The sequence below is a fragment of the Pseudomonas sp. Sample_11 genome (assembly GCF_004307505.1).
Classification (GTDB): domain Bacteria; phylum Pseudomonadota; class Gammaproteobacteria; order Pseudomonadales; family Pseudomonadaceae; genus Aquipseudomonas; species Aquipseudomonas atacamensis.
In genome coordinates, this window is record NZ_RCOD01000027.1 from 140,427 (window position 1) to 152,813 (window position 12,387).

The 12,387-nt window shown below is 60.3% G+C and carries 12 protein-coding genes; 1 reads left to right on the forward strand and 11 read right to left on the reverse strand.

The features are described 5' to 3' along the window. Positions 1–244: 244 nt before the first annotated feature. From D8U60_RS06235 to D8U60_RS06245, 3 genes are read right to left on the reverse strand one after another with little or no spacing between them, the layout of a single operon-like run. Positions 245–1,057, reverse strand: coding sequence for a DUF3618 domain-containing protein (locus D8U60_RS06235; protein WP_024012567.1), 813 nt, complete (start codon positions 1,055–1,057; stop codon positions 245–247). Then, positions 1,054–1,482: a phage holin family protein gene (locus D8U60_RS06240; RefSeq protein WP_024012566.1), complete on the reverse strand. Its 429-nt coding sequence runs from the start codon at positions 1,480–1,482 to the stop codon at positions 1,054–1,056. Before D8U60_RS06240 ends, D8U60_RS06235 begins: the two co-directional genes overlap by 4 nt. Further along, positions 1,482–2,132, reverse strand: coding sequence for a hypothetical protein (locus tag D8U60_RS06245; RefSeq protein WP_125915985.1), 651 nt, complete (start codon positions 2,130–2,132; stop codon positions 1,482–1,484). The genes D8U60_RS06240 and D8U60_RS06245 overlap by 1 nt, the downstream gene beginning before the upstream one ends. A gap of 299 nt (positions 2,133–2,431) precedes the next feature. On the opposite strand from D8U60_RS06245, the gene D8U60_RS06250 reads away from it, so the two are divergent. After that, complete coding sequence (locus D8U60_RS06250) at positions 2,432–4,288, forward strand: ABC transporter ATP-binding protein (RefSeq protein ID WP_130899736.1); 1,857 nt, start codon at positions 2,432–2,434, stop codon at positions 4,286–4,288. Between the two features lie 39 nt (positions 4,289–4,327). Here D8U60_RS06250 and D8U60_RS06255 read toward each other — a convergent pair whose 3' ends face one another. The 8 genes from D8U60_RS06255 to D8U60_RS06290 all read right to left on the reverse strand — a co-directional run bounded on the left by D8U60_RS06255 (position 4,328) and on the right by D8U60_RS06290 (position 12,345). Further along, a complete protein-coding gene (locus D8U60_RS06255; RefSeq protein ID WP_130899737.1) occupies positions 4,328–5,473 on the reverse strand; it encodes a sensor histidine kinase in 1,146 nt (381 codons plus the stop codon). 179 nt (positions 5,474–5,652) lie between these two features. Then, positions 5,653–5,994: an antibiotic biosynthesis monooxygenase gene (locus D8U60_RS06260; protein ID WP_122610139.1), complete on the reverse strand. Its 342-nt coding sequence runs from the start codon at positions 5,992–5,994 to the stop codon at positions 5,653–5,655. Between the two features lie 28 nt (positions 5,995–6,022). Then, positions 6,023–6,997: a zinc-dependent alcohol dehydrogenase family protein gene (locus D8U60_RS06265; RefSeq protein ID WP_130899738.1), complete on the reverse strand. Its 975-nt coding sequence runs from the start codon at positions 6,995–6,997 to the stop codon at positions 6,023–6,025. A 63-nt stretch (positions 6,998–7,060) separates the two neighbouring features. Then, positions 7,061–7,363: a metalloregulator ArsR/SmtB family transcription factor gene (locus tag D8U60_RS06270; protein WP_024012559.1), complete on the reverse strand. Its 303-nt coding sequence runs from the start codon at positions 7,361–7,363 to the stop codon at positions 7,061–7,063. A gap of 57 nt (positions 7,364–7,420) precedes the next feature. Beyond that, positions 7,421–9,004, reverse strand: coding sequence for an EAL domain-containing protein (locus D8U60_RS06275; RefSeq protein ID WP_122610140.1), 1,584 nt, complete (start codon positions 9,002–9,004; stop codon positions 7,421–7,423). Positions 9,005–9,160: 156 nt separating this feature from the next. Beyond that, a complete protein-coding gene (locus D8U60_RS06280) occupies positions 9,161–10,801 on the reverse strand; it encodes a sensor domain-containing diguanylate cyclase (protein WP_130899739.1) in 1,641 nt (546 codons plus the stop codon). A gap of 187 nt (positions 10,802–10,988) precedes the next feature. Then, a complete protein-coding gene (locus D8U60_RS06285; RefSeq protein ID WP_206663309.1) occupies positions 10,989–11,585 on the reverse strand; it encodes an NADPH-dependent F420 reductase in 597 nt (198 codons plus the stop codon). 7 nt (positions 11,586–11,592) lie between these two features. Beyond that, positions 11,593–12,345: a 3-oxoacyl-ACP reductase family protein gene (locus D8U60_RS06290; protein ID WP_071171903.1), complete on the reverse strand. Its 753-nt coding sequence runs from the start codon at positions 12,343–12,345 to the stop codon at positions 11,593–11,595. Positions 12,346–12,387: the final 42 nt, after the last annotated feature.

Sequence of the window (12,387 nt, forward strand, 5' to 3'; positions counted from 1 at the left end):
TCATCGCCTGTCACACCGCTTTCGCGAGCAGGCTCACTCCTACAAAGATCCGGGGGCAGATCAGCAATCTTTTTCGCAACCCAAATCCCTGTGGGAGCGAGCCTGCTCGCGAAGGCGCCAGATCGGATACATTCGCGTTGAATGACACAACGTTTTTACACGCTGGCTCACCACAGCGGCACACCGAATGACCGCCGCACATCGACAAGGGAGGCCCATCGCAGGCCTCCCTTATTTTTCACCATCAAGAAGTACCCAACCCCTGTGACAAATCGGAAGACGAAGGCCGCGCCGTTTCCGGCTTGGTCTCCACTTCGGTTTGTTCAGTGGTCCGAGTCACCGTGTCACGCACGGCCTCGTAACCTTCCTGAGCTTTCTGCTTGGCCTTGTCGACCATGCCAGCGCTGGTACGGCCCATGTAGCGCTGTTCAGTGGACGTAGTTGGCAACGCCGCGCCGAGCAATGCACCGAGCGCAACCCCGGCGGCAGCCACCATCAGCGGTTGCTCCTTGAGCAGGTGGCTGAATTGCTGGCCGAGCACCTGCGAATTACGCGACAGTCGATCACTGGCGTCATGCATCGCATGGCTGAGGTTTTCCTTCGCCGCACCGACGTTTTCCCCGAGGTGGCTGGCCTTGCCTTTCAGCGACTGGTAGCCGTCCTTCAGCGTGTCAGTAGTCGAGTGCAAATGCGCGCGGGCGCTGTCGATGCCGTCGGCCAAACCGTCGGCCCACTCGCCGGCCTTGTCCTGATCCGGCCCGCTGCGATAGGTCGGTTGCGGCACTGGCGGGCGATTCTGGCTGATCATCAGCCAGAGCAGCCCCACGGAAGTCAGCACCGCAGGTACCGGGTTATTGCGCACGCTGGTGCCGAGGTTGGTGAAGAACGTCGAGCCGTTGCTCTGCATCATTCCCCAGGCCTGATCGATCATCTGTCCGGGGGTGAATTTGCTCTCGAGTTGATCGACGATGTTGCCGATGCTCGCGCGTTGCGCATCGATTTCGCGCTCGATCTGCTCCGGGCTTTTTTCCGCTTCGATATCCAGTTCGCTTTTCATGAGACTTTCCTCCGCAGCGCTTCCTGATCCTTGTTCAAGGCGTCGAGGGTGCGATCAGGTTTGAAGTGAGATGGCTCGAATTGCTTCTTCCCGGATTGCAGCATGGCGAAGCCAATGATCATCACCACCACGCCGACGATCAGCGCGGCCAGCCATGGCGCCATGAACATACTCAGGCCGTACACCGCCGACATCAGCAGAATAATAAAGCCGGCGAGGAACACGATCGCACCACCAGCAACCGCACCGATGCCCGCCTTCAGCGTGCTGAGGCTGTTCTGCAGTTCGGCTTTGGCCAATGCCAGTTCCTTGGTGAACAACGCTGGCACCTCGCGCGACAGTTGCCGCAACAGACCGACCACCGAAGCGTCATCCGTTTGGCCGAGGGGCCTTGCCCCGCTCAGATCAGATTCATCTCTGTTCATCACAGTTCTCCTTTGGCGTCGGGTGCGTGCGGTACGGAAGCCGCGGCAAAATCAGCGGGGTGATCGCTGTCACTGGGCGAGGTCGGGGTGATGCCGGTGGCCAGTCCCGGATTGGCGTGGGCCGATGACGGCACTGACGATTCATAGGGTCGCTGCGCACCGTAATCGGCTGGCGGTGGCGTCGATGTCGTGCCCGCCGCCGGATCATGTTCGGCGCTGACCGTCGCTGCCGCGGCCGTGCCGGCTTTGAGAAACCGCGACAGGCCGAAACCGATGGCGATGCTGCCGGCGATGAATAGCCCCGGATTGCTGCGCGCCAGATCCGCCGCATCGTGCAGCAGCTGCTCGGCACTCTTGCCGCGCAGGTTGCCCGCCAGCCCGGTCATGGAATCCGCCATGTCCGTCAGGTAGTCGGACATGCCCAGCGTGTCCTTGTCCTGCAACTCCGAGACGAAGCTCTTTGCGCCTTGGGCCAGTGCTTCTATCTGTTCGGCCGCGGTGTCCCGGTACTGTCCGAATTGCGCGTCGGCCTGTTGCCGCGCGCCGCCAATTGCTTCGTTGACGTCGTCCTTCAAATGTTCAAAACCCTGTCCAGGCTTGCTGTTCGGATCACCTGATTCAAAGCCTGCCCTGCTGTCTTGAGTATTCATGTGGCCCCTCGCGTTCTGACTTGAAAACGGAAAAACGGAGCTACACGGCAACATTGCCTCGAGCCCCCACATAGAAGATGACGGAGCAGCTTGCGCGAGAGTTCAAAGAGGTTGATGAGCGTGCGACATCGGGTTTGGATCAGCGACGAAAGGTTGCGCTTGGCACGATTGCGTTGAGCTTCTGCGCCTGGCTGCGGTCAAGACAAGGCACAAGCATTTATCTGCAACACGACGCTGAAACCCGCAACAACGCCGATAGATGGCAGAATCCCCACACCCTGATCACTTCGGAGACCGCAATGCTTCGCCTGTTTGAAGAAAGGCTCGACCCCTTCCCGCCCGACGAGGCGCCGCCACCGCCAGTCGGCCTGATGCGCTTCTTGTGGGCCTGCACCCGGGGGGCGCGCGGTTACATCCTGGCCTTCGCCCTGCTCAGCGCCAGCGTGTCGATCTACGAGGCGTGGCTGTTTTCTTTCCTTGGGCAAGTGGTGGATCTGCTCTCGACCTGGCAATCCGGCGGCGCCGCCGGTGATGAGGAAAGCCGCGTGTTGTGGGGCATCGGCATCGTGCTGGTAGTCAGCATTGGTCTGGTGGCGCTGCGCACGATGGTCCAGCATCAGATCCTCGCGATCAATCTGCCGCTGCGCCTGCGCTGGGACTTTCACCGGTTGATGCTGCGGCAAAGTCTGTCGTTCTTCTCCGACGAGTTCTCCGGCCGGGTGACGACCAAGGTCATGCAGACTGCGTTGTCGGTGCGCGAGGTGCTGTTCACCCTGATCGAAATTCTCCCCGGCATCGGCGTGTACTTCATTGCGATCATAGCGCTGGCCGGTGGCTTTGCGCTGAAGCTGATGCTGCCGTTTCTGGCGTGGATCGTTTTGTTCGGGCTGGCGATGGTGTATTTCGTGCCGCGTCTGGGCAAAGTCGGCCAGGAACAGGCCGATGCGCGCTCGTCGATGACCGGGCGGATTGCCGATGCCTACACCAACATCACCACGGTCAAACTGTTCTCGCACTCCAAGCGTGAAGCGCACTTTGCCCGTGCGGCAATGGAAGATTTCAAGCTCACCGGATTCCGCCAGATGCGGCTGGTCAGTCAGTTCGAAATCGTCAATCAGGCGCTGGTGGTGGCGTTGATTCTCGGCGCTGGCGGTTATGCATTGTGGCTGTGGCATCAGGGCGAAGTCGGCACCGGCGCCGTCGCGGCGATCACCGCCATGGCGCTGCGCATCAATGGCATGTCGCACTGGATCATGTGGCAGATGACTTCGCTGTTCGAAAACATCGGCACCGTCCAGGACGGGATGGCCACCCTGACCAGCGGCCCGAAAGTCCAGGACGCGCCGGATGCCAAAGTGCTGGAGCCGGCCGGCGGCGAAGTGGTTTTCGACAATGTCAGCTTCAACTACAACGGCGAACGCCAGGTGCTCGACGCCTTGACCCTGCATATTCGCCCCGGCGAAAAAATCGGCCTGGTCGGCCGCTCCGGTGCTGGCAAGTCGACGCTGATCAACCTTCTGCTGCGCTTCTATGACGTTGATCGCGGCGAAATCCGCATCGATGGGCAGAACATCGCCGAGGTCACCCAGGACAGTCTGCGTAGCGTGATCGGCATGGTCACCCAGGACACGTCGCTGTTGCACCGTTCGATCCGCGACAACATTGCCTACGGACGCCCGGACGCCACCGACGAAGACATCCATCGCGCGGCAGTGAACGCCCAGGCCGATGGTTTCATCAGCCAGTTGAGCGACAAGCAGGGCCACAGCGGCTACGACACGCTGGTCGGCGAACGCGGTATCAAGCTCTCCGGCGGGCAGCGCCAACGCATCGCCATCGCCCGGGTGATGCTGAAAAACGCACCGATCCTGCTTCTCGACGAAGCCACCAGCGCGCTGGATTCCGAGGTTGAAGTCGCTATTCAGGAAAGCCTCGATGAAATGATGCAGGGCAAAACCGTGATCGCCATCGCCCACCGCTTGTCGACCATTGCGGCCATGGACCGGCTGATCGTCATGGACGAAGGCCGCATCATCGAACAAGGCACCCACGCGCAATTGCTCGAGAAGAACGGCACCTATGCGCGGCTGTGGCAGCACCAGAGCGGCGGGTTCCTCGGTGAGGACCGGGGTTTGGTTGAGGTGATGGAGGAGTGATCAGGCTGGAGGGCCGGGGCCGGCCCTCCATCGATTGGCCTAGATGGTGACGGAGCTTTCGGCATCCACCGGAAGCTTTACGCGAAACACGGTTCCGCCCTTCAGGTCAGAGCTGACCTCGATGGAGCCGGCATGTGAGGCGACGATTTCCGAGGCGATGAACAGGCCCAGACCGAGCCCGGCAACCGGCCCGTGATCAACCACGGAGCGCTGCGAGAACCGCCCCATCGGGTTGAAGATGAACGGCAACACATCCTCCGGAATCGGCTCGCCGCCGTTATGTACGGTGAACACCGCGCAATCCTCGCGGGCCTGCAACTCGACCGTGACCGGAAATTGATTATCGCCGTGGGTCACCGCATTGCTGATGATGTTGGAAAACACCTGTTCCATCCTGGCGCCATCGAACGCTCCCATCACCGCTTCCGTCGCATCGAACCGCACGTTGGCCTGCGGATGAAAGGCGCGGATTTCCTCGATCACCCGCTCGCACACAGGGCTGAGATCGATCAGGGATTTTTTCACCGGAATCCCCGGCCCCATCTGGCAGCGCGTCAGATCCAGCAGGTCGCCCACGATCTGGCTGGCGCGCTGCACGCTGGCGTAGATCTGCCTGGCCACTTTGCTGGTGCGCGGGTCGGTAGCTTCGGTACGACGCAACATATCCGCACCGAGCAGAATCGCCCCCAGCGGCGTGCGCAAGTCATGGCCGAGAATCCCCAGAAACACGTTGCGCGACGCCTCGACGGCGCGCGAGTAGCTGGCAATCGACTCGGCCAGCGCCTGATCGATGGCTTCGTGGAAGCGCGTCATGTCGTCGACATTCACTGATTTGCCATCCTTTACCTGACGCAGCCATTGGGTCAGCACACTGGTGCGCAGCGCGCGGTATTCCGACACCATCTGATCGATGGTAAAACCGGCCATCAGCCGCGTCACCGCGTGGGTTTCCGCAGCTGTTTCTTCATCGTCGCGCGGCGCCTGGCCCTGGGCTTTGGCGATTTGTTCGCTCATGGTCTGCTTGGTCCGCAGATCGATGACGATGGCGCGCAACATCTGCTCGGCGTGATCGCGCAGTGCGACGTTATCGAGCTCCACCCCCGGCGTCTCGATGGTGCGGGCGAAATCTTCCCAGGCCTGCAGGATCGGCTCTAGGTTTTCGAGAATGAAATCTGGCAGGCGCATGGCTGTAATCCATAGAGGAAATCCATCTGCGCCGACAGGCGCGCCGGCGCAGACAGTAAAAGAACAAACTCAGGAGTACAGAAGGTACGGCTGACCTCGTGCAGCCTACCATCATTGCAGTGGTTCAACGCGGGGGGAGAATCGGCAGCAGCCGCTTGTGACGAAAGCTATCAGAACACTCAACTCCCTGTGCTTGAGCTGCTGCCCGCAACGCTCAAGTCGCCCCCCGGAAAAGCACCACCCTCAATGTGATAGACCCTCGGTTCTGCCGAAAAATAATCCTCCAGCCCCAGCATGAACCGCTGGTGGTCTTCGCTTTCTTCAAACCCCGGCGAGTGATCCTCAAGCGATTGCCAGCGCACGATCAAATTGAACTGCTCGGGGGTTTCAATACCTTGCGCCAGCAAGTGGCCGCCGTAACCTTTGGCGCGAGTGAGCAACGGTTCGACTTCGGCAAATGCCCGTCGAAAGGCTTCAGTCTGTTGCGGGTGAACGGGCAGCACAGCGATCTCGTAAACCATGATGTTTCTCCAGAATCAGTGAGCGGATTCAGACGATGAGTGAAGGCTCGACGGCGATGGCGATTTTTCCCAGCAGACCGTTGTTGCCGCTCTCGAGTCTTGCGTGGGCGAGCGGGATGTCGGCGAGCGAATAGACCGCGCCAACGTGGGGCCGCAACTGGCCGCGCTCGACCAACGCGCTCAATTCATCGAGCTTGCCGCGATTCTGCCGGGTGAAAACGAAGTGGTAGCTGGCGTTCTTGCCCCAGGCCTGAACGAGGTTTTGTGGCTGCGCGATGTCGACGATCGAGACGACGCGGCCAAGCTGGGCGAGCGCGTCGGCACTGCGAGACAGGGTATCGCCGCCGATGGTGTCGAACACCACATCAACGCCATGCCCGGCGGTTTCGCGCATGATCGCTTCGACGTAATCCTCTTGGGTGTAATCGATCACCACGTCGGCACCCAGGCTGCGGACGAAATCGGCGTTGGCCTCGCGCACGGTGGTGAACACTCTGGCGCCCATGGCTTTGGCCACCTGAATCGCCACATGGCCGACCCCGCCGGCGCCGCCGTGGATCAGAATGCTTTCGCCAACGCGGAGCACGGCGCGCACGGTCAGCGCTTCCCAAACCGTACCGCCGACCAGACTCAGACTGGCCGCCTCGAGGTGGCTCAGCGAGGCAGGCTTCCTGGCGATGATGCTGTCGGCTGCGACGTGGTACTCGGCATAACTGCCCTGCCCGTCGAATATCTGCGGGGTGTACCAGACCTCGTCGCCCGGCGCGAAAGCGCTGACGCCCGGCCCGATGGCTTCAACCACGCCCGACACGTCGTGACCGGTAATGGCTGGCAGCGGCACAAGATCGGGATAGTCACCGCGCCGAACCTGATAATCCAGCGGATTGATGGAAGTAGCGTGCACTCGGACCAGCACTTGGCCCGCTTGCGGAACCGGTTTTGGAACGTCGCTGAGTTCGAACGAATCAGGACCGCCGAAGGATTTCAAAATCATCGCTTTCATGGCAAAACCTCGTATCGATAAAGAGGGATATCGAGAATTCTCGATATTCTAGAGTAAAAAAATTTACAGCTCTTTCCCTATGATCTCTGCAAGCGCGCTGATAGCAGCCTCATTGCGTTTGTAGTAGGTCCATTGACCGATGCGTCGCACTTCCACCAGCCCCACCCGCTGCAACGTGGCCAGGTAACTCGACACCGTCGACTGCGACAAGCCGATACCTTCCTGGATGCTGCTGACGCAGACACCCTCGACGAGAACGTCACCCTCATCCTGCGGGGGGAAGTTCTTGACGGGATCCTTCAGGCCTTCAAGGATCTTGAGGCGCGTCGGGTTCGAGAGGGCTTTAAAGATTTCGATCAGTTCCATGCGCCGAGGATATCGAGATTTTTCGATATGTCAATGTGGTTTTTTGACTCGTTTCTTTCAGGAAACAATCGGGTCCTGAAGAATGCGCGCGTCGATGCAAGGCCGACCGTCCAGATAGAGCTGTTGGAACTGTGCGCACTCCATGGCTTTCGCAAACAGCCATCCCTGTGCATAGCGCACCTGGTTGGCGCCCAGGAAGTTTAGCTGTGCCGGGGTCTCGACGCCCTCAGCAACAAGTGTCAGCCGTAGCGCGTGGCCCATCTGAATGACGTGAGTGACCAGTAAGGTCTTCTCCTCTGCTTCGCTGATCTGCTCAACGAAGGATCGGTCGATCTTGAGCACGTCCAGCGGTAATTGCTGCAGGTATTGCAGACTCGAATAGCCGGTGCCGAAGTCATCCAGCGCGACAACAAACCCGGCGCTCCGCGCGCGCTCCAGCGTTTCTTTCGCTGACGTTAGATCGACGAGGCTTCGCTCTGTCACCTCAAGCCATATCTGCGCGGGTTGCACGTCGAGGCGACGGCTTTCATTCAACAAAGCAGGGATCAGTCGCCCGGAGCTGACGTCGGCTGCGGCCAGATTTAACGCTACGTGCAGTGAACGATCACTGGCGAGCATGGCGCCAAGGTCTGCGAATACGCGGTGAACCACTTGGTCAGTGATCGCTTCGATCAAGCCACTGGATTCGGCCAGCGGGATGAACACGTCCGGGTAGACCAGCGTGCCGTTGGGTTTGCGCCAGCGGATCAAGGCTTCGGCGCCGATGCAGCGCCGGGTCTCAATTTCGATGATCGGCTGATAATGAACCACGAACTCCTGTCGCTGCACCGCGCGCTCCAGTGCCGCCAGCGGGGACAGCTTGCGACGCCACCAGCGCAGGCTCGCAATGACCAGGCCGACGCTGATGACAAGACCGATCGGCAGCAGATAAAGCACGTGTTGCCCGAGGCTGCGCAACAGTTCCTGTCGCGGAATTGCGGCGATTACGGTGAAGTTGCCCTGAGCCACCAGTGTGTAGAGAAAGCCATCCTTGAGGCCATGCGTAGGCCCCTCATGCACCAAGGCTAGGAAACTCGCCATGTTCGGGTCCGCCGGGCCGAGCAAGCGGCCCTGACGTGTGCCGACGGCCAGCCTCACGCCTTCATCCAGTACGACTTCGCGAAATTGTTCCGGGTCGACCAGCACGTTGAACGCAGCAAACTGCAACGCCAGCATCGGTTTGATCAGCTCGTTGTCATCCTGCGCATCGATGGACACCTTCACCCCGTCGTCAGTGACGAAATCCTCCGCCCATTGCTTCGACCGCGGCGGCGTGGCGCCCCATGACGTGCAGGCAAATACATCTTCTTCGTAGCCGACCGTCTCGACCGAAAATGTATTGATGGCAATCATGCGCATCTGCTCGATGCCCTGTGGCGAGCAGGGTTCGAGGTCAGTGACAGCAATGCTTTTCAGCGCCTGGGAGGCCTGCGCAAATGTCTGACTGGCGCGATCGTTGGCAATCGCGGCGAGCGTTTGCAGGCGGTCATGAGCCGCGTAGATCGACAGCATCCAGCCAGCCGCGAGGGTCATGCCCAACGGGACGATCACCGCAAGGGCCGTCAGCAATATTCCCCGCCGCATGATCTTGGAACGCTTCATTTCACCGCCTGAATGATTTGGTCCATGACGCGTCTTCGCGACTGCTGGACGCGCCGTTTGCGCGGCACCTACCGCTGCTTTTAGCGTGGAATCGAGCCAGAATCAATAACTCTGCCGATTAGTTGAAAGCCCCGTGACATGCATCAATTTGTAGCCTCATTCGGAATCGCTCGAGGCCATCGACAGGTACGATTCCACTCGATTGCGTCCACCCTGTTTGGCGCGGTAGAGGCATTCATCGGCTTTCTTGAGGACGATTTCTGCAGTAGTCGGCAAGTGTTCACACGTTGCCACGCCGATCGAAGCGGTAATGCGCCCCACGGTCGGAATATCACTAGTCGCCACGGCCTGACGAATCCGCTCAGCGATGGCACTGGCTGACTCGACATCGGTTTGCGGCAAAATCAGCAAGAACTCCTCTCCCCCGGCTCGGCACGCCAGGTCGCCGACGCGGGAATAGGCTTGCAGGGTATGCGCGACCTGTTTGATCGCCAGATCGCCCTTGTCGTGGCCGAAGGTGTCGTTAACCTTTTTGAAATTGTCGATGTCCAGCGATAACACCGAATATGTCTGCCCGCTGCGCTCAAGGCGGCGCAACTCCTGATCCATGGCTCTGCGATTGGCCAGTCCGGTCATGGGGTCAGTCAGCACCTGCTGGTTAAGGTGGCCCAGCTTCGCTTGCAACAACTGCACGCCGGCAAGCATCGCCTGGCGGATGGAAAATGCCTCGTGATACCAGGCCTTGACGTGGCGAAGTTGCTCGCTGGCCTGCGGCGCTGACAACTGCCGGGCAATACGCGACAGCTGGTTGAGCGGGCGACAGATCAGCAAGGTGCCGAACCAGATCAGTACGAAGCCGATCAGGGCGGCAGGCAGCATTCCCAGCAGCACATCGCGCATCAAGGTGTTCAGCGGCGCCAGACTGACCTCGCGCGGCTGCTGCGCGACCACCGCCCAACCGGCGCCCGGCACCTGAGCGTACCCGGCGAGCATGGGCACGCCTTTGTAATTACGCACGCTCATCGAGCCGCTCTCGCCACGCAACGCCGCGTCGACGGTTTTGCTCCAGCCCAGGGTGTCGCCAATGCGCGCCGCCTCAGGGTGAAAAAGCAGTTGGCGATCCTGATCCGCTACAAAAGCAAAGGTGCCTTCGTGGTGAAAATGGCGGCTGATCAGGGTGTGCAGCGCGTTGTCTTCGCGCAGATAAACCGAGCCGCCGATGATGCCCACGTAACGCTCAGCAGAGTCGTAAACGGGTTCGGAGATAAATACGACGAGATTGCCGGCGGCAGACGTATACGCGGAGCTGATGAAGGGCCGCTTCGCATCGATGGCTTTGAGAATGGCATCCGAACGCAGCGTTGAACCGTTGATTTGCAGGGTATCCGGGTAAGCCTCCAGCACCTTTGCAGTGCTATCGATTATGGCAATCGAGTTGAAATCGGCATCCTGTTTTTGCAGGCGCAGCGCTTCGGCGCGCATGACGCTGGGGTCACCCCAGGCCTTGCCCAGTTCACTGGCGCTGTACCGCAGATGGTTCTGTGCTGAATGAATGAATTCAGCGAGACTCGAAGCGACCTTAGCTGCATAGGCGCTGTTCGACTGCAGCGCATGATCAACCAAGGCATCGCGCTGCACGCGGTAGGCCGTGACAAGGCTGTTGCCCAACGTCGCCAGAACAGACAGCAGTACCAGGGAGAGAATCAGCCAACGCAAATTCAGCGCAGTTACGGGCTGCGTGGCACCCAGCGTCTCGTCGCTGGCCGATTCATTTGGGGGGTCCGTTCTGTCGATCATCGTCTGCCCTGACAGGTCTCTTTGGGAGTTCGCAGCGAAAGCGCCTCAGCGAGTATATGCGCTTGTGCGTGACACGCCTGAGCGGGCTTGTATTACAGCAGCAAATCGCCTGCTACGTTTCAGCGTGTGGCGAAGACATTTGGATACCTCGAATGGTATGTGAAGCCCGGTTGCCCGGGCTCAGCGGTCAACCATGTTTGACCAGGTTCAAGGCTGGCAGCGGTCCGCCCGGGAACTGTGCAAGCATTCCCTGCTGCACACCGCCCAGGTCGATGCCGTAAAAACCCAGTTGAGTAATCAGCTCTGCAACTTTGGTTTTGCTCGCGGCATCTTCACCGGAATAAAACAGCACCCGCTTGCCGCCCTCGGCGGAGGGATCGCTCAGCAGAGCCGCGAGCAAATGGTTGAAGGCCTTGACCACGTGCGCACCGGGCAGCATCTGCGCCACCACTTGCGAAGACGGCTGGCCGCCCAGATCGAACGGTTTGAACAGTGGCGCCTCGATCGGGTTGTTGGCGTCGATCACGATACGTCCATCCCAAGGCCCGAGATCGCGTACCGCGTCGGGGATCTTCGACCAGTTCACCGCCAGAAAAACAATGTCCGCCTGACTGGCTTGCTGAGCGGTCACCGCTTGTGCGAGTGGACCCAATTCGTCGACCAAACCGCCAAGGCTCTGCGGCCCACGGCTGTTGGCCAGACTGACCGGCAGGCCTGCGTTGACGAGCAACCGAGCGATGGCGGTGCCGATGGAGCCTGTACCAATGATGCTGATAGTCATGATGCTCTCCTTACGCTGTGAAGCCGCCGTCGACGATTAATTCTGCGCCGGTGACAAACCCGGCGTCCGCACTGGCCAGGTACGCCACCGCACTGGCGACATCCTTGCCCTCGCCGTACCGCCCCATGGCGATGTTCGGGCGTAGGAAGTCCGCAATAGGCCCGTCGGCCGGGTTCATGTCGCTGTCGGTCGGGCCGGGATGAACGGTGTTCACAGTGATGCCGCGCGGCCCCAGATCCCGCACCAGTCCACGACTGAAACCGGTCAGCGCACCTTTGCTCAGGGTGTAGACGGAGGCTGTAGCGAACGCAGCGTATTGCACCATCGAGCTGCCGATGTGAATGATGCGACCGCCCTGCCCCATGTGTTTGAGCGCTTGCTGAGTGGCGACGAAGACGCCGGTCACGTTCACCGCAAGGATGCGTTGAAAGTCCTCAAAGGCGATGTCCTCCGGGGCACCGAGCAGGCTGATACCAGCGTTGTTCACCAGAATGTCGATCTTGCCAAAACGCTGTGCAACCTCGGCAATCGCTGCACGTACAGCCTCGGGATTGCCCGCATCGGCCGCCAGCGCCACAGCCTGGCCGCCCGCCGCAACGATTTCCTGCACCACCGCTTCGGCGCGATCTGGCGATGCGTTGTAGGTGATAGCGACGGTGGCGCCATCTGCCGCGAGCCGCTTGGCGATTGCTGCGCCGATGCTGCGTGAGCCTCCGGTCACGATGGCGATTTTGCCGGTCAGTGGAAGCGTAGAAGTGTTCATGGTCGAGCCTCTGGGTGGTTGGAGTTGATGAGGCTATGAGAC

Excerpts from the sequence above, each read along its gene's own strand:
- D8U60_RS06235 (WP_024012567.1), bottom strand. The coding sequence starts at position 1,057 with ATGAAAAGCGAACTGGATATCGAAGCGGAAAAAAGCCCGGAGCAGATC.
- D8U60_RS06240 (WP_024012566.1), bottom strand. The coding sequence starts at position 1,482 with ATGAACAGAGATGAATCTGATCTGAGCGGGGCAAGGCCCCTCGGCCAA.
- D8U60_RS06245 (WP_125915985.1), bottom strand. The coding sequence starts at position 2,132 with ATGAATACTCAAGACAGCAGGGCAGGCTTTGAATCAGGTGATCCGAAC.
- D8U60_RS06250 (WP_130899736.1), top strand. The coding sequence starts at position 2,432 with ATGCTTCGCCTGTTTGAAGAAAGGCTCGACCCCTTCCCGCCCGACGAG.
- D8U60_RS06255 (WP_130899737.1), bottom strand. The coding sequence starts at position 5,473 with ATGCGCCTGCCAGATTTCATTCTCGAAAACCTAGAGCCGATCCTGCAG.
- D8U60_RS06260 (WP_122610139.1), bottom strand. The coding sequence starts at position 5,994 with ATGGTTTACGAGATCGCTGTGCTGCCCGTTCACCCGCAACAGACTGAA.
- D8U60_RS06265 (WP_130899738.1), bottom strand. The coding sequence starts at position 6,997 with ATGAAAGCGATGATTTTGAAATCCTTCGGCGGTCCTGATTCGTTCGAA.
- D8U60_RS06270 (WP_024012559.1), bottom strand. The coding sequence starts at position 7,363 with ATGGAACTGATCGAAATCTTTAAAGCCCTCTCGAACCCGACGCGCCTC.
- D8U60_RS06275 (WP_122610140.1), bottom strand. The coding sequence starts at position 9,004 with ATGAAGCGTTCCAAGATCATGCGGCGGGGAATATTGCTGACGGCCCTT.
- D8U60_RS06280 (WP_130899739.1), bottom strand. The coding sequence starts at position 10,801 with ATGATCGACAGAACGGACCCCCCAAATGAATCGGCCAGCGACGAGACG.
- D8U60_RS06290 (WP_071171903.1), bottom strand. The coding sequence starts at position 12,345 with ATGAACACTTCTACGCTTCCACTGACCGGCAAAATCGCCATCGTGACC.